Source organism: Georgenia sp. AZ-5, from assembly GCF_043952095.1.
Lineage (GTDB): Bacteria > Actinomycetota > Actinomycetes > Actinomycetales > Actinomycetaceae > Georgenia.
In genome coordinates this window covers 3,531,107-3,547,447 of record NZ_JBINOU010000001.1, presented here as the reverse complement: position 1 = coordinate 3,547,447, position 16,341 = coordinate 3,531,107, and the positions used below count along the sequence as shown (strand labels likewise).

General features: G+C 74.8%; 12 protein-coding genes. 9 read left to right on the top strand and 3 right to left on the bottom strand.

Annotated features, from left to right (window positions below; genetic code table 11):
* Positions 1 to 74 precede the first annotated feature (74 nt).
* From ACF0H8_RS16550 to ACF0H8_RS16540, 3 genes are read right to left on the bottom strand one after another with little or no spacing between them, the layout of a single operon-like run.
* Positions 75 to 1,364: a DUF4350 domain-containing protein gene (locus tag ACF0H8_RS16550; RefSeq protein WP_395289980.1), complete on the bottom strand. Its 1,290-nt coding sequence runs from the start codon at positions 1,362 to 1,364 to the stop codon at positions 75 to 77.
* Positions 1,361 to 2,002 (bottom strand): DUF4129 domain-containing protein, encoded by a 642-nt coding sequence (locus tag ACF0H8_RS16545; RefSeq protein WP_395289979.1) that lies wholly within the window; start codon positions 2,000 to 2,002, stop codon positions 1,361 to 1,363. The genes ACF0H8_RS16550 and ACF0H8_RS16545 overlap by 4 nt, the downstream gene beginning before the upstream one ends.
* Position 2,003: 1 nt before the next feature.
* Positions 2,004 to 3,587 (bottom strand): glycerophosphoryl diester phosphodiesterase membrane domain-containing protein, encoded by a 1,584-nt coding sequence (locus tag ACF0H8_RS16540; protein WP_395289978.1) that lies wholly within the window; start codon positions 3,585 to 3,587, stop codon positions 2,004 to 2,006.
* A 234-nt stretch (positions 3,588 to 3,821) separates the two neighbouring features.
* Between ACF0H8_RS16540 and mtrA the strand changes: the two genes are divergently transcribed.
* From mtrA to secA, 9 genes are all read left to right on the top strand, one after another.
* On the top strand, positions 3,822 to 4,505 hold the full coding sequence (gene mtrA / locus ACF0H8_RS16535; RefSeq protein WP_395289977.1) for an MtrAB system response regulator MtrA: 684 nt from the start codon (positions 3,822 to 3,824) through the stop codon (positions 4,503 to 4,505).
* The gene (gene mtrB / locus ACF0H8_RS16530; protein ID WP_395289976.1) at positions 4,502 to 6,562 is read left to right on the top strand and encodes an MtrAB system histidine kinase MtrB; all 2,061 of its coding nucleotides are present in this window, start codon (positions 4,502 to 4,504) and stop codon (positions 6,560 to 6,562) included. The genes mtrA and mtrB overlap by 4 nt, the downstream gene beginning before the upstream one ends.
* Entirely contained in the window at positions 6,559 to 8,271 is a 1,713-nt protein-coding gene (locus ACF0H8_RS16525) for an LpqB family beta-propeller domain-containing protein (RefSeq protein ID WP_395289975.1), read from the top strand. Before mtrB ends, ACF0H8_RS16525 begins: the two co-directional genes overlap by 4 nt.
* A 79-nt stretch (positions 8,272 to 8,350) precedes the next feature.
* A complete protein-coding gene (locus ACF0H8_RS16520; RefSeq protein WP_395289974.1) occupies positions 8,351 to 9,154 on the top strand; it encodes a ComF family protein in 804 nt (267 codons plus the stop codon).
* Positions 9,155 to 9,440: 286 nt separating this feature from the next.
* Positions 9,441 to 10,112, top strand: a complete 672-nt coding sequence (gene hpf / locus ACF0H8_RS16515) for a ribosome hibernation-promoting factor, HPF/YfiA family (protein WP_395289973.1) — start codon at positions 9,441 to 9,443, stop codon at positions 10,110 to 10,112.
* A gap of 124 nt (positions 10,113 to 10,236) precedes the next feature.
* The gene (locus ACF0H8_RS16510; RefSeq protein WP_395289972.1) at positions 10,237 to 11,085 is read left to right on the top strand and encodes a DUF72 domain-containing protein; all 849 of its coding nucleotides are present in this window, start codon (positions 10,237 to 10,239) and stop codon (positions 11,083 to 11,085) included.
* A gap of 14 nt (positions 11,086 to 11,099) precedes the next feature.
* On the top strand, positions 11,100 to 11,759 hold the full coding sequence (locus ACF0H8_RS16505) for a UdgX family uracil-DNA binding protein (protein ID WP_395289971.1): 660 nt from the start codon (positions 11,100 to 11,102) through the stop codon (positions 11,757 to 11,759).
* A 99-nt stretch (positions 11,760 to 11,858) separates the two neighbouring features.
* Positions 11,859 to 13,181: a winged helix-turn-helix domain-containing protein gene (locus tag ACF0H8_RS16500; RefSeq protein WP_395289970.1), complete on the top strand. Its 1,323-nt coding sequence runs from the start codon at positions 11,859 to 11,861 to the stop codon at positions 13,179 to 13,181.
* 176 nt (positions 13,182 to 13,357) lie between these two features.
* Positions 13,358 to 16,195 (top strand): preprotein translocase subunit SecA, encoded by a 2,838-nt coding sequence (gene secA, locus ACF0H8_RS16495; RefSeq protein ID WP_395289969.1) that lies wholly within the window; start codon positions 13,358 to 13,360, stop codon positions 16,193 to 16,195.
* The last annotated feature ends 146 nt before the right edge of the window (positions 16,196 to 16,341 follow it).

Genomic DNA, 16,341 nt, shown 5'->3' with positions numbered 1-16,341 from the left:
CGGTGACGCCGGCGCGGCCGGGGACGCCGCAGCGCCCTGGGCGGGCTGCGCGGAGGGCGGGCCGTAGGGGTGGGTCACGGGTGGACCTCGCTTTCCAGGGTGTCGAGCGCGGTGGACAGGTGCAGCAGGCCCGCGTCGTCGGCGGGGGCGGGTCCGTAGAGCAGGGCGTGGACGTCCTCGGGCCGGCGGCCCGTGGCGTGCACGACGGCGGCCAGCAGGGTCTCGGCGTCCGCAGAGCGCGGCAGCCCGAGCTCCCGGGCCACGCGGGACGCGGTGCCGGCGCGCAGCGCGGCGGCCGCGTGGTCGTAGGCCCGTGACCGCCGGTACAGCCGGCCGCGGCCCCGCGTGGTCTCGGCTGCCCGGACGACCACGGGCATCACCTCGGTGACCACACGTCCGAGCGCGCGGCCGCGGGCCAGCGCCAGGACCGCGACGGCGGCGGCCAGCACCGCGATGACGAGCGGCACGCGCGGGGGCACGACGGGGACGGCCTCGTTGGCGCTGCTGGTGTCGAGCGGGGAGGGCAGGTACCAGACGAGCTCGGGGTGGTGCCCGAGCATCCGCAGGGCCAGGGCGGCGTTGCCGGCGTCGGCGAGGTGCTCGTTCGTCATCACCCGGGCGTCGGCGAGGTACCGCACGGTCTGGTCACCGCTGCGCCACACCGCGTAGGCGCCGGCACCCTCGCCGTCGACCGGGAAGCAGACGACGGCGTCCGAGCCCGGCTCGGCGGTGACGGAGCCGCGGGAGAACGACAGTCGCCCCGCGGCCGTGGCGTCCGGGTCCGGGCAGCGCGCCGCGACGGGGTCGGCGCTGCCGGCCCCGCCCGGGTCGACCCGACCGCCGAGGCCGTCGAGGTCGTCGAACGTCGCCCCGACGGCGACGAGGTCGGCGCCCGTGCCGAGCAGCGACTCGCGCTGCTCGGTCGTCAGCAGGGACACGTCGGTGACCAGGACCGTGCTCCCCGGCCCGGCGAGCCGGCCCGCCTGGGCCAGCGTGGTGGCCTCGCGCACCGTCACGCCCTGGCCGGTGAGGATCTGGGCGACGGCGCGGGCGCCGTCGGGAGCGGGGTTGTCCGGGGCGAGCGGGCGCGCCGAGGTGCGGTCCGTCAGGGCGGTGGCCAGCAGCGCGAGGGCGAGGAACGCGGCGACGATGACCACCCCGGCGCGCCGCCGGCGCCACCACACCCGCGCCCGGCCGGCCGCACCCTCCGGGGGGGCGTCGGGACCACCCGGTGCCGCGGGCGCCGTCGGCGCGCCGGAGGCGGTCGGCGTGCCCGCGGCCGGGCCGGGGGAGGGCGGCGTGGAGGCGGCGGGCGCCGGGCTCGCGAAGGTGCCGGTCGCTGGGCCGCCGGGGCCGGCGCTCATGCGGCCGCCCGGAGGCTCTGGCCGACCCGCTGGGCCAGCAGGCGCAGTGCGGCGTCGTCGTCGGCGGCCGGGACCCGGTGCCCGTAACGGACGTCGTCGAAGAGCCGGCCGGCGCCGTCGAGGTCTGCGGCGAGCGCGGGCAGGGCCGTGGCCGCCAGGCCGGCCGCCTCGTGCGCGGTCAGGCCTGGCCTGTCGTCGAGAACGGCGCGCTCGTCCAGGTGGCGGATGATCGCGCGGAAGCGCTCGAGGACGGCGGTGGCCCAGTCGCCGCGGCGGGCGGCCGCGTCGGCGGCGTCGGTCAGGTCCGCGCTGCCGCGGGCGTCCTCGAACAGCGACCCGACGCGCCGGGCGTCGACGGTGCGGCGGCGCCGCGCACGACCGCCGAGGAGCAGCGCGGCCCCCACCACCGCGAGGACCGCGACCACAAGGATCATCGGGACGACCGCGGACGGCGCCTGGCCGCCGATCCGGCTGAGCGCCTCGAACAGGTCGCCCAGCCAGCCGAGGATGCGTTCCCAGAGGGAGGGGGAGTCGTCGTAGGCGGCCTTGGACAGCTCTTCCTCGGCCCACCGCCGGGCGGTCCCGGCGTCGGGGTCGACGGGTACGCCGAGGCGCGGCATCAAGACGGCGAGCCGCACCTCAGGCGGCCTCCGCCGCCCGCGCCAGCTCGATGTCCAGCCCCTCCTGACGCATGCGGACGTCGATGTACACGAGGGCGAGCACCGCGGACAGGAACGGCGTGGTGGCCGCGTTGATCAGCACGGACAGCACGCTGGTGACGATCAGCACGGTCGCGGAGCCGGCGACCGCCGGGCCGGCGAGCGCCAGGGCGAGGGCGATCGGGACGGTCAGCACGGAGGCCAGCGCCAACACGATGAGCGAGGCCAGGAACAGGGAGCCGAAGATCCGCCAGAAGTTCCGCCGGGTCAGCGCCCACGAGCGCCGGATCGAGGCGCCCACGCCGGCGCGCTCCAGCATGAGGGCGGGGGCCGCGAGCCCCAGCCGGATCGTGAGGTAGACGCCGAGGACCAGGGCCCCGAGCAGCAGGAGCACCGTGAGGACCGCGCCAACCGCGGCGCCGCCGTCACCGGCGGCCGTGCCGGCGGCGACGGCCAGCACGGCGACCACGACGACCGCCACCACGAACGCGATGATGACCAGGCCGAGCAGCAGCGTCAGCCCGACCAGGCGCCAGATCTGACCCTTGGCCCGGGACCACAGGTCCTGCAGGCTGATCACGCGCCCGAGCACGGACTCGCTCACCGAGATGATCAGCAGCCCCGTGAGGATGACGGAGGCGAACGAGATCGCCACGGACGTGGTCAGCGAGCCGAGGCTGGCTCCCAGCCCCATCGACTCGATGGCCGCCGAGGACGACATCGGGTCCAGCAGCGGCAGGGCCTGGTCCATGAGCAGCGCGAGGACGAGCGCGTCGATGACGCCGAGCACGCCCATCACCAGCAGCGAGAGCCCGAACATCACCTTGGGGTTGGCCCGGATGGACCGGAACGCGCCGTCGAGGATCTCCCCGACGTTGAGCGGTCGCAGGGGCACGATGCCGGGCTGGGCGGCGCCGCCGAAGCCCAGTGGTGGCCGCTGAGGAAGGTTCTGCCCGTACTGGCCGTACTGGGGTGGCTGCTGGCCGTACTGCCCGTACTGCGGGGCCTGCTGCCCGTACTGGGGTGGCTGTTGGCCGTACTGCCCGTACTGCGGGGCCTGCTGCCCGTACTGCGGGGCCTGTCCCTGGGGTGCCTGTTGGCCGTACTGCCCGTACTGCGGGGCCTGCTGCCCGTACTGCGGGGCCTGTCCCTGGGGTGGCTGTTGGCCGTACTGCCCGTACTGCGGGGCCTGCTGCCCGTACTGCGGGGCCTGTCCCTGGGGTGCCTGCTGGCCGTACTGCCCGTACTGGGGCGCCTGCTGGCCGTACTGCCCGTACTGCGGGGCCTGTCCCTGGGGCGCCTGCTGGCCGTACTGCGGCGCCGGCCGCCCCGCCTGCCCCGGCTGAACCTGCTCCCCGTACTGCCCGTGACGCTGGCCCGACCGGTCGGGGGAGGACTGCCCGTACGGTCCGTAATGGCCGTACCGGGGCGCCGCACCGGCCTGCCCGCCGGGCGCGGTGGCACCCTGGCCGGAAGCTCCGTCGGCCGGGCCGGACGCCTGCGGGTCCGGCGCCTCGTCCGGGCGGCGTGCGGCGTCCCGCGAGCCCCGATCGCTCGTCGACATGGTGCCTCCTTCGCGGGTGCGCCCCGCGTCCGCGGTTCCTGCAGTTCTCCGGTCATCGTCCCACGCCACGGGGACCCCGTGGTGAGGCGCGACACCAGTCGGCGCGCGGCGTCCCCACGCCGACCCGGCGACGATGCCGACGCCTCCCGCCGGTCCCGGGAGGAAACGGCCCGCCGTCGTCCGTCCACGGGGTGCCGCGCCTGCGCGTGACCGAAAATCTGGGAGCATGAGCGCATGAATGCCCGTCTCCTCGTGGTTGACGACGACACCGCCCTCGCCGAGATGATCGGCATCGTGCTCGAGGCCGAGGGGTTCGAGGCCATCTTCTGTGCGGACGGGTTGGAGGCGCCGGACGTCTTCCGCGCCGAGAACCCCGACCTGGTGCTGCTCGACCTCATGCTGCCCGGCCAGGACGGCATCCAGGTGTGCCGCACGATCCGCGCGGAGTCGGACGTCCCGATCGTCATGCTCACCGCGAAGTCCGACACCCTCGACGTCGTCGCGGGCCTCGAGGCGGGCGCGGACGACTACATCGCCAAGCCCTTCAAGCCCAAGGAGCTGGTCGCACGCGTGCGTGCGCGGCTGCGGCGCCAGGAGGAGCCCGAGGCGGAGAAGCTGCGCATCGGGGACCTGACCATCGACGTCGTCGGGCACGAGGTGCGGCGCGGCGACGAGGTCATCGCCCTGACCCCGCTCGAGTTCGACCTCATCGTGGCGCTGGCCCGCAAGCCGTGGCAGGTCTTCAGCCGCGAGGTGCTCCTCGAGCAGGTGTGGGGCTACCGCCACGCGGCCGACACCCGGCTGGTCAACGTGCACGTCCAGCGACTGCGGGCCAAGGTCGAGAAGGATCCCGAGCACCCCGAGGTCATCGTGACGGTGCGCGGGGTCGGGTACCGGGCGGGGGCGCCGAAGGAGTGACCGCACCAGCCTCGGGGCCCAGCAGCCCCGGCGGCTCACGGGGCCCGGAGGAGCCCGGCCCCGTCTCACGCGCGCCCGAGGAGCCGGGCCCCTCCGCCCAGGCAGCGCCGGGCGAGTCCCCAGCGGGCCTCGACAGGTCCGCACCGCCGGCCCACGTCGTCGCGGAGGACGGCGCCGGCGGGCCCGGCCTGCCGGCCGACGTCGCCCCGAGGGACGGCCGGCAGACCGCCCGTGGCGCCGTGGACGCCGCACCCGGCGCCGCCGGCGGTCGGGACGACGAGGCGCTGGAGGACGAGGCGCTGCTGCCGCGCGACGAGCACGTCGACCGTCTCGCCCTCGGCTCCATCCCGCACCCCGGCGGCCCGGCCACCACCTACCGCCCGCGCAAGCGCCCTTCGGTGCGGGTGCGCCTGCGCCGCAAGCTGCTCCGGCTGGCGCGGCGGTGGCGCACGTCGCTCAGCGTCCGTGTGGTGACGGCGACCGTCGTCGGCGGCATCGTGGCGCTCGGGCTGCTCGGCGGCGTGGTCGCGCTGCAGATCTCGGGCCGGCTGTACGACCAGCGCGTGGAGCAGATGCTCGCCGACGCCGCCCTGCGCACCCGCGACGCCCAGCAGACCTTCGACGCCGCGCCGGCCACCACCGCGCAGCAGGTGCAGCTCGTGGCCAACAACTGGATCCGCTCGGTCCAGAGCACCACCTCCGGCGCGATCGGCACGGTGCTGATGCGCTCGCCCGCCGCAGTCTCCTCCCTGAGCATCGTCGAGCCGGCGACCAGCACCGCGGTGCGCGACCTCGTCAGCGAGGACCTCCGCGCCGCCGTCCAGGAGCAGGGCGGGCAGCACTGGCAGGCCGTGTCCGTCCCCAGCACCGACGGCGAGGGCCCGGGCATCGTCGTCGGCTCGCCGGTGACGCTCCCCGCCGCCGGCCAGTACGAGCTGTACATGGTCTACACGCTCGACCCGGAGGAGCAGACGCTCGTCCTCGTCATCCGCATCCTCGCCGTCGGCGCGCTCGCGCTCGTGCTCATGCTCGGCGCGCTGACCTGGCTGATCACCCGCTGGGTGCTCAGCCCCGTGCGCGAGGCGGCGTACACGGCCGAGCGGCTCGCCGACGGCCTGCTCGACGAGCGCATGGACGTGCGCGGCCACGACGAGCTGGCCCTGATGGGGGAGTCGTTCAACGAGATGGCCGGGTCGCTCCAGCGTCAGATCGTGCAGATGGAGGAGCTCTCCCGGCTCCAGCAGCGGTTCGTCTCGGACGTGTCCCACGAGCTGCGCACCCCGCTGACCACCATCCGCATGGCCGGTGAGGTCCTGCACGACAACAAGGACTCCTTCGATCCCATCGCGCGGCGCTCTGCGGAGCTGCTGCACGCCCAGCTCGACAGGTTCGAGTCGATGCTCGCCGACCTGCTCGAGATCTCCCGGTTCGACGCCGGCGCCGCCGTGCTCGACGTCGAGGAGCGGGACCTGCGCGACGTCGTCGCCCGCGTCGTGGAGATGAACGCGATCCTGGCCGAGCGCAAGGGGTCAGAGGTGCGCGTGGAGGCGCCCCCGGAGCCGTGCACGGCCGACATCGACGCCCGCCGGATCGAGCGGGTGCTGCGCAACCTGCTGGCCAACGCCATCGAGCACGGCGAGGGCCGCCCCATCGACATCACGATCGCGCGCAGCCCCCGGGCCGTCGCGGTGCGCGTGCTCGACCACGGCGTCGGCATGACCGAGGAGGAGGCCCGGCGCGTCTTCGACCGCTTCTGGCGCGCCGACCCGGCCCGCGCCCGCACGACCGGGGGCACCGGGCTCGGCCTGGCCATCTCGCTGGAGGACACCAAGCTGCACGGGGGGACGCTGGAGGCCGCCGGCCGGCCCGGCGTGGGTGCCTCCTTCCTGCTGTGCCTGCCCCGGCGGGCCGGGGCGGTGATCGGGGAGCCGCCGCTGCCCGTGCTGCCGGCCGACGCCGTGCCGCCGGTGGGGCCCGCGCCGCCGGCCGAGGCCGCACGGCCGGGGGCACCCGTTCGGGAGGAGCCGGCGGGACGGCCGGGGAGGGAAGAGCCGTGAGCCACAGCCGGAGTTGCCGCCGGGGCCGCCTCCTGCGCGCCCTGCTCGTGGCGCTGACCGCCGCCGTTGTCCTGGCGGGCTGCGTGAGCCTGCCCCGCTCGGGCCCGGTGCGCGCCTCGGACCCCGAGCTGCCGGCGTCCCAGGGCATCGGCCTGTTCGCCCGCGGTCCCGAGGCCGGCGCGGAGCCGCAGGAGATCGTCGAGGGCTTCCTCACCGCGGTCCAGGCGGGCTACTCCGACGACTTCCTCGTCGCCCGGGAGTTCCTCGCGGGCAGCGCCGTGCAGACCTGGCAGCCGCTGGAGCAGGTGCGCATCTACTCCGACAGCGAGACGCCGCGGTTCTCCCGGAGCCCCGAGGGGGCCGTCCAGCTCAGCGTCGGCTCGCTCGCCTCGGTCGACGCGGAGGGCCGGTACAGCGAGTCCGCACCCGACACCGCCGTCGAGACCGAGTTCACCCTCGCCCGCGACCCCGAGGGGGAGTGGCGCATCATCGAGCTCGACGACGGCGTCGTGCTGCCCGCCGCCATCTTCTCCTCGGTCTACGTCAGCAGCGCGCTGTACTTCCTCACCCCCGACCTCGAGGCCTTCGTCCCGGACGCCCGGTGGTACCCCCAGCAGACGCTCGCCACCTCGCTCGTGCGGGGGCTGCTCCAGGGCCCCTCGCCGTGGCTCGCCCCCGGCGTCGTCACCATGGTGCCCCCGGGCACCCGGATGACGGTCGAGGCGGTGACGGTGACCGACAACGTCGCCCGGGTGGACCTCTCCGCCGAGGCCGTCTCGGCCGAGCCGGACGAGCGGGCGCTGCTGTACGCCCAGCTCGAGCGGACCCTGCGCGGGGTCTCCGGCGTGCAGGACCTCGAGATCATCGCCGCCGGTGCGCCCTTCGAGGTGCCGGAGGACGTCCCGGCGCTGCAGTCCTACCCGTACAGCGCCACCAACATGGTGGTGGTCTCCGGCGGAGGCCTCGCCGACGTCGTCGGCGGGGAGCTGGTGCCGCGCGCGGGCTCCGAGCAGCTCGCCGGCATGGACCCGCGGCACCCCGCCGTCGGGTACGAGGGCGAGGGCGCCGCGACGGTGCTGCTGGCCGGTACCGACCGGCTCATCACGGCACCCACCGCCGAGTCCCAGCCGTTCCAGCTCTACAGCGGCGCCAACCTGGTCCCGCCCTCGGTGGACCGGCACGGGTGGGTCTGGACGACGCCTGCGGCCTCCGACGGCCGCCTGGTCGCGGTGCGCACGGACGGCACGCAGGTCGCGGTCGAGGCGCCCTGGCTGGACGGCGGCACCGTGCGTTCGCTGCGCATCTCCCGCGACGGCGCCCGCGCCGTGGTGGTGTGGGAGGAGGCGGGCTCCGTCGTCGTGGACACCGCGGTGGTCGTCCGCGAGACCGACGGGACGCCGCGGGGCCTGGCGGAGCCGGTGCGGTTCGCCGAGCGGCTCGACGACGCCACGCAGCTCGCGTGGGTCGACGAGCAGACCGTCGCGGTGCTGGGCACCTCCGAGGGCGACGCCGCGGCCACCGTGCACCTGGTGCCGCTCGGCGGTCCGAGCAGCCGGCTGCCGCTGGTGGAGGGCGCGGTGACGCTCACCGCGGGGCGGGGGGACCGGTCCATCGTCCTCGGCACCGCCGCCGGCCGCGTGCACGAGCGCAACGGCGCCTCCTGGCGGCCCGTGCTCTCCGACGCCTACTACCCGGCGCTGCCGGGCTGACGCGTCCACACCCGGCCGCCGTCCCCACCCCCGGCCACGCCGGCGACGCGGGCGCCCGGCCCTCCGGCACGCTGCCGGCATGGGCGGGGCAGGCGGCGCGGGGACCGGGCTCGCCGCCGCGCTCGCGGAGGCCGCCCGGCTGGTGGTGCCGCTCGAGTGCGCCGGCTGCGGGCGGTTCGACGTCGTCCTGTGCGGGCGGTGCGAGGCGGTGCTGCGCGTCCCGCCGGCCCGGTGCGAGGCCGGCGCACCGATGATCGCCGGTGACTGGTCCGGCGAGGCGCTGCCCACCTGGTCGCTCGGCGCTTACCGGGGCCCGCTGCGGGCGATCGTCCTGGCGTGGAAGAACCACCGGCGCCTCGACGTGGCGCCGGCGGTGCTGGCGGCGGCGGAGTCCGCCGCCAGCGCCTGGGCGCGCGACCCCGACCTGCTCGCCGCGCTGGGCGGCGCGAGGCACGTCCTCGTCGTGCCCGCGCCGTCCGGCCGCCGGCGCCGCCTGCTGCGCCGGCTGGTGGTGGCCGACCTCGCCGTCGCGGTCGGCCGCGGGCTCGCCGTGGGGCTGGCCGCCCGGCCGGGGGAGGGGCCCGGCGCGCCGGCCCGGCGGGTGCTGGTGGTCGACGCCCTGCGCCGCCGCCAGGGCACCTCCCACCAGGCCGGGCTCGGGGCGCGCGGGCGCGCGGCGAACCGGCGCGGCGGCGTGGCCTGCGTGACCGCCCTGCCCGTGGGTGCCGTGGCCGTGCTGGTCGACGACGTCGTGACGACGGGCGCCACGCTCGCGGCCTGCCGGGCGGCGCTCGAGGGGGCGGGCTGCGCCGTCGCCGGGGCCCTCGCGGTCGCTTCTACGCCGCCTCCCGGCCGAAATTCTCGGGGTCTGCTGAATCGGTGAAACCGCAGGTGAGCGGCCCGTTCGGCCATGGTGCGGGTGGCCCAGGTTCGTCCCAGCGGTGGACGTGCGCCGGGGACCAAGGGGATGATGGCTCTCCCCGTAGCGACTAACGTTGATGCATGGAGCACCGCTCGTTCCCGCAGACGCCGCCGCTGGCAGCGCAGCCCGGGGACGACCGGGTCCCGGAGGAGGTGGTCGCCACCCCTGTTGCCCGCCGATGAGCGCGCAGCCGTCAGTCCCGGGGCCCACCGGGCCCCCACATCTATGGACCTAGCTGGAGGTCACCATGGAGATCGTCGTCAAGGGCCGCAACACCGAGATCGCCGACCGGTTCCGCAGCCACGTCGAGGAGAAGCTCACCAAGATCGAGCAGCTCGCCCCACGCGTCCAGCGCGTGGACGTCGAGCTGACGCACGAGCGCAACCCACGGCAGGCGGACCAGGCGGAGCGGATCGAGATCACCGTGCGCGACAAGGGCCCGGTGATCCGGGCGGAGGCGCGGGCCTCGGACCGGTACGGCGCCCTTGACGTAGCCGCGGGCAAGCTGCTCGAGAGATTGCGCCGCGCGCGCGACCGGCGCAAGGACCACCACCGCTACGCGGTGCCCGAGGCGGTCGACGTCCCGGCGACGCTCGTGACCGAGCCGGCCCAGGAGGCGCCCGAGCGTCCGGCGCCGCCCACCGAGCCCGGGCAGGCCGTGGAGACGCAGCTCGGTGACTCGCCGGTGATCGTGCGCCAGAAGTGCCACGAGGCGACCCCGATGACGGTCGACCAGGCCCTGTACGAGATGGAGCTCGTGGGCCACCCCTTCTACCTCTTCATCGACGACGAGACCGGCCAGCCCTGCGTCGTCTACCACCGCCACGGCTGGACCTACGGCGTGATCCGCCTGAACACGGTCGTCGCCGAGAAGGCCGAGGCCAACCACGCCTCGGAGCGCGTGCCCGAGCACGTCTGACCGGAGATCCTCCCGCGGGGCCCATCGCCGCTCGGCGGTGGGCCCCGCGGTGCGGGATCCGTGTCGCGGGATCCGTCGCCGTTATGCCGCGCCGTCGGAGCGCTCCGCGCCTACAGTGCCGGACATGGCGTGCGTCCGTGTCGGGATCTCCGGGTGGCGGTACGCGCCGTGGCGCGGCTCGTTCTACCCACGCGGGCTGCCGCAGCGGCGCGAGCTGGAGTTCGTCGCCGCCCGGATGGCCTCCGTGGAGATCAACGGCTCCTTCTACTCGTTGCAGCGTCCCGCCCGGTACCGGGCCTGGTACGGCCAGACCCCGCCCGATTTCGTCTTCGCCGTCAAGGGCGGGCGGTTCATCACGCACCTGAAGAAGCTCGTCGACGTCGGCACGCCCCTGGCGAACTTCTTCGCCTCCGGCCCGCTGGCCCTCGAGGACAAGCTCGGCCCGATTCTGTGGCAGCTGCCGCCGCAGCTGCCCTTCGACGCGGCCCGGATCGACGCCTTCCTGCGCCAGCTGCCGCGCACCACCACCGAGGCAGCCCGGCTGGCGACGAAGCACGACGGACGCCTGAAGGACGACGACACCTGGACCACCACCGACGCGGACCGGCCGCTGCGCCACGCCATGGAGGTGCGCCACGTCAGCTACCTCGACCCGGCGTTCGCCGCGCTGCTGCGCGAGCACGGCGTCGGCATGGTGGTGGCCGACACCGCCGGGAAGTGGCCGATGCTCGAGGACGTGACGGCCGACTTCGTCTACGTGCGGCTGCACGGGGACGTCGAGCTGTACGTCAGTGGGTACTCCGCGGCCGCGCTCGACGCGTGGGCAGAGAAGATCCGCCGCTGGCACGGGGACGGCCGCGACGTCTACGTCTACTTCGACAACGACGTCAAGGTCCGCGCGCCCGTCGACGCCATGGCCCTGGCCGCGCGGCTGCCGGACGTCGGAGCGCAGCCCTCCGGCGTGGCGGTGTAGGGCGGGGCGATGAGATGACCAGCGGGACGGGCCGGGCCGGCCGGGCCGGCGAGGAGCGTGCCGGCGCGCAGCAGTGGGTCCCGCCCGACGCCGACGTCGAGAGCCTGCGCGCGGCCGCACCCGGCTGCCGGGGGTGCGAGCTGTGGGCCGGGGCCACCCAGGTCGTCTTCTCCACCGGGGACGAGCGGGCGCGGGTGATGCTCGTCGGCGAGCAGCCGGGGGACCGCGAGGACCGCGAGGGGCTGCCCTTCGTCGGCCCGGCGGGCAAGGTGCTCGACGAGGCGCTGGAGGCGGCCGGGATCGACCGCGGGCGGGTGTACACCACCAACGCGATCAAGCACTTCCGGTTCGTCGAGCGCGGCAAGCGGCGCATCCACAAGACCCCCGGCGTCGCCCACATCGAGGCGTGCCTGCCGTGGCTGGAGGCCGAGCTGGCCGCGGTGGCGCCGGGCGTCGTCGTCTGCCTGGGGGCGACGGCGGGCCGGGCGGTGCTGGGCCGGGAGGTGAAGGTGACCGCCGAGCGCGGCCGGCACCTGAGCCGGCCGGGGCCCGACGGCGACCTGCGCGTCGTCCTCACCACCCACCCTTCCGCCGTGGTGCGCCTGCGTGGCAGGCCCGAGTTCGACGCGGCCTTCGAGGCCCTCGTGACCGACCTCCGCGCGGCCGTCGTCTGACCCTCCCGCCGTGAGACGTCACCTGCGCCGCGAGCCGTCAGCTGTGCCGCGAGCCGTCACCTGCGCCGCGGTGTCGGTGCCACAGGGCACCATGACCCCGTGACCTCCACTTCGCCGCGACCCGCGCCGCGGTCTTCGCCGCGACCCGCGCCGCGGTCGGCCGGGCCATCGCCGGGGCGCGCACTGACGGTCGCCCAGGCCCGGCGCATCGCCGTCGCGGCGCAGGGCCTGGACCGCGCCCGGCCCCGCGTGCCGGTCATGGGGCACCTTCAGCGGGTCGTCGATCGGATCGGCCTCCTGCAGATCGACTCCGTCAACGTCGTCGCGCGGGCGCACCTGCTGCCGCTGTACTCGCGCCTCGGCGCGTACGACGTCGCACTCGTCGACCGGGCCAGCGGGCACCGCCCGCGCCGCCTGGTGGAGTTCTGGGCGCACGAGGCGTCCTACATCCCGCCGCGCACGTACCAGCTGCTGCGCTGGCGCATGGAGCAGTACCGGCGGCGCGACCACTGGGGGCGCGAGCTCGCCCACCATCCCGGCCTGGTGGCGGCGGTGCGGGACCTCGTCGCGGACGCCGGTCCGGTGACGGCGAGCGAGGTGCACGCCGCCCTCGGGCATCGCCGCGGACCCAAGGAGCACTGGGGCTGGAACTGGACGCCCGCCAAGCACGCCCTCGAGCACCTGTTCAACATCGGCGAGATCGCCGCTGCCCGGCGCACCCCGCAGTTCGAGCGTGCGTACGACCTGACCGAGCGCGTCCTGCCGCCCGCCGTGCTCGCCGCGCCCGCGCCGCCGGAGTCCGACGCGGTGCGTGAGCTCGTGGCCATCGCCGCCCGGGCGCACGGGGTGGCCACGGTGCGCTGCCTGGCCGACTACTTCCGGCTGCCCGCGCAGGCCACCGCGGCCGCGGTCGCCGAGCTCGTGCAGACGGGCACGCTCGAGCCGGTGACGGTCCGCGGCTGGCGCCGCCCCGCCTACCTGCACACCGGCGCGCGGGTGCCCCGGCGCACCGCCGCGCGGGCCCTGCTCGCCCCCTTCGACCCGCTCGTGTTCGAGCGCCGGCGGGTGCTCGACCTGTGGGGCATGCACTTCCGGATCGGCATCTACACCCCGGCCGCGAGGCGGACGCACGGGTACTACGTGATGCCGTTCCTGCTGGGCGAGCACCTCGTGGCCCGGATCGACCTCAAGGCCGACCGCCAGGCGGGCGCGCTGCGCGTGCGCGCCGCCCACGCCGAGCCGGCCGACGCCGTCCCCGGACTCGCGCCGGGCTCGTGGCCGGCCCGCGGCGCCGTCGCGGAGGAGCTCGCCGCCGAGCTGGGCGAGATGGCGGACTGGCTCGGGATGGCCGCCGTCGCCGTGGACGACGACGCCGTGGGAGACATGCGCGCCGACCTCGCGTCCGCCGTCGGGCGCGGCTGACCAGGCAGGTCCCGGCAGCGCCCGGCCGCCAGGAGGTGCGCCCGTGGTCTTGCGCACACGGTGGCAGCGGGTCGGGTGCGGCCGGGCCTACGATGGGGGAGGGTGCGCCCAGCCGGGGCGCCCCGCACCGGGCGGGCTGCGCCGCGGTGCACGTGAAGACGACCAGGAGCTGGCGCGTGCCGAAGATCCTCGACAAGATCCTCCGAGCCGGCGAGGGCCGCGTCCTCAAGCGGCTGACCGCCCTGGCGGACCAGGTGGACGCGCTGGAGGACGAGTTCACGTCCATGTCCGACGCCGAGCTCCGCGAGGAAACCGACCGGTTCAAGGCCCGGCTCGCCGACGGCGAGAGCCTCGACGACCTGCTCCCCGAGGCCTTCGCCACGGTCCGCGAGGCGGCCACCCGGACGCTCGGCCAGCGGCACTACCGCGTGCAGGTCATGGGCGGCGCCGCCCTGCACCTGGGCAACATCGCCGAGATGAAGACCGGTGAGGGCAAGACCCTGGTGGCCACCCTGCCGAGCTACCTCAACGCGCTGACCGGCAAGGGCGTGCACGTCGTCACCGTGAACGACTACCTCGCCGGCTATCAGAGCGAGCTGATGGGCCGCGTCCACCGCTTCCTGGGCATGAGCACCGGGACCATCCTGTCCGGGCAGCGCCCCGACGAGCGCCGCAAGCAGTACGCGGCCGACATCACCTATGGCACCAACAACGAGTTCGGCTTCGACTACCTGCGCGACAACATGGCCTGGTCCATGGCCGAGCTCGTGCAGCGCGGCCACAACTTCGCCGTCGTCGACGAGGTCGACTCCATCCTCATCGACGAGGCCCGCACGCCGCTGATCATCTCCGGCCCCGCCCAGGGCGACGTGAACAAGTGGTACGCGGAGTTCGCGCGCATCGCCAAGCGGCTCGAGCGGGAGGTCGACTACGAGGTCGACGAGAAGAAGCGCACCGTCGGCGTGCTGGAGCCCGGCATCGAGAAGGTCGAGGACTACCTCGGCATCGAGAACCTCTACGAGTCCCTCAACACCCCGCTGATCGGCTTCCTCAACAACGCCATCAAGGCCAAGGAGCTGTTCGCGCGGGACAAGGACTACATCGTCAAGAGCGGCGAGGTCCTCATCGTCGACGAGCACACCGGCCGCATCCTCGCCGGGCGCCGCTACAACGAGGGCATGCACCAGGCGATCGAGGCCAAGGAGGGGGTGGTCATCAAGGCCGAGAACCAGACCCTGGCCACGATCACCCTGCAGAACTACTTCCGGCTCTACGACAAGCTCTCCGGCATGACCGGTACCGCCGAGACCGAGGCGGCGGAGTTCTCCAGCACGTACAAGATCGGCGTCGTGCCCATCCCCACGAACAAGCCGATGGTCCGCAAGGACCAGTCGGACCTCGTCTACAAGGGCGTGAAGCAGAAGTACGCCGCCATCGTCGACGACATCGCCGAGCGGCACGAGAAGGGCCAGCCCGTCCTGGTGGGTACCACCAGCGTCGAGAAGTCCGAGGCGCTCTCGGCGCTGCTGAAGAAGCAGGGCGTCCGTCACGAGGTCCTCAACGCGAAGCAGCACGAGCGCGAGGCCGCCGTCGTCGCCATGGCCGGGCGCAAGGGCGCCGTCACCGTGGCCACCAACATGGCCGGCCGCGGCACCGACATCATGCTGGGCGGCAACGCGGAGTTCATCGCCGTCCAGACGCTCAGGCAGAAGGGGCTCGACCCGACCGAGACCCCGGAGGAGTACGAGGCGGCGTGGCCCGCCGCGCTCGAGGCGGCGAAGAAGGCCGTGAAGGCCGAGCACGACGAGGTCGTGGAGCTGGGCGGGCTGTACGTGCTCGGCACCGAGCGGCACGAGTCCCGGCGCATCGACAACCAGCTGCGCGGCCGGTCCGGCCGTCAGGGCGACCCGGGGGAGTCGCGGTTCTACCTCTCCCTCGAGGACGACCTGATGCGGCTGTTCAACTCCGGCCTGGCGATGCGGGTCATGGACGGCGCGTCCTACCCCGACGACATGCCGCTGGAGCACAAGTTCGTCTCCCGCGGCATCGCCAGCGCTCAGGCGCAGATCGAGGCCCGCAACTTCGAGATCCGCAAGAACGTCCTGAAGTACGACGACGTCCTGTCCCGCCAGCGCGAGGTCGTCTACGCCGAGCGGCGCCGCGTGCTCGAGGGCGAGGACCTCCAGGACCAGATCCAGGGCTTCCTCGACGACCTCGTGGCCAACCTGGTCGGCGAGTTCACCGCCGAGGGCGCGCCGGAGACCTGGGACCTCGAGGCCCTGTGGACGGAGCTGAGGACCACGTACCCGGTGTCCATCACGCCGGAGGACGTCATCGAGGAGGCCGGCAACGCCACCCGGGTGACGCCCGAGATGCTGATCGAGGAGCTCCAGTCCGACGTCCACCTCGCGTACGAGGCCCGCGAGGAGGAGCTCACAGAGGACGTCATGCGCCAGCTCGAGCGGCGCGTGGTGCTCTCCGTGCTCGACCGCAAGTGGCGCGAGCACCTGTACGAGATGGACTACCTCAAGGAGGGCATCGGGTTGCGTGCCATGGCGCAGCGCGACCCCCTCGTGGAGTACCAGCGCGAGGGCTACCAGCTCTTCCAGGCCATGAACGAGGCCATCAAGGAGGAGTCGGTCCGGTACCTGTTCAACATCGAGGTCAAGCGGCAGGAGGCCCCGGCCGTCGCCGCCCCGGCGGACCTGGTCACAGGCGCCTCGGCGGCCTCGGCGGCGATCAACGCCCCCGCCGGCCTCGGCAAGCCGGCGCAGGCGAAGGACGCCGCGTCGGCTCCCGCGGCGGCGCCGGACATCCTCGGCCTCGAGGAGCCGCAGCGGCCCACGAGGCTGAGCTACTCGGCCTCCGCGCTGGACGGCACGGTGCCCACCGGTGTGGCCGGCGACGCCGAGCCCGAGGTGCAGACGGCCGGACCCGACGGCCAGCCGACCGGGGCGGGCGTCAACCGGGAGCAGCGCCGCGCGGCGGCAAGGGCGGCGCGCAAGCGCGGCTGAGGCGCGACGACGCGGCGGGGCCCGCTCCCTTCGGGGGCGGGCCCCGCGGCCGTCTGTGCTGCCGTCCGCCTGCGCGCCTCCGCGCCCCAAGCCCGGCCGGTCACCCGGGAATACACTCGGTCCTGCGCTCGTTGGGCCGGATGTAC

Excerpts from the sequence above, each read along its gene's own strand:
- mtrA (WP_395289977.1), top strand. The coding sequence starts at position 3,822 with ATGAATGCCCGTCTCCTCGTGGTTGACGACGACACCGCCCTCGCCGAG.
- ACF0H8_RS16540 (WP_395289978.1), bottom strand. The coding sequence starts at position 3,587 with ATGTCGACGAGCGATCGGGGCTCGCGGGACGCCGCACGCCGCCCGGAC.
- ACF0H8_RS16505 (WP_395289971.1), top strand. The coding sequence starts at position 11,100 with ATGACCAGCGGGACGGGCCGGGCCGGCCGGGCCGGCGAGGAGCGTGCC.
- ACF0H8_RS16520 (WP_395289974.1), top strand. The coding sequence starts at position 8,351 with ATGGGCGGGGCAGGCGGCGCGGGGACCGGGCTCGCCGCCGCGCTCGCG.
- hpf (WP_395289973.1), top strand. The coding sequence starts at position 9,441 with ATGGAGATCGTCGTCAAGGGCCGCAACACCGAGATCGCCGACCGGTTC.
- ACF0H8_RS16550 (WP_395289980.1), bottom strand. The coding sequence starts at position 1,364 with ATGAGCGCCGGCCCCGGCGGCCCAGCGACCGGCACCTTCGCGAGCCCG.
- ACF0H8_RS16510 (WP_395289972.1), top strand. The coding sequence starts at position 10,237 with ATGGCGTGCGTCCGTGTCGGGATCTCCGGGTGGCGGTACGCGCCGTGG.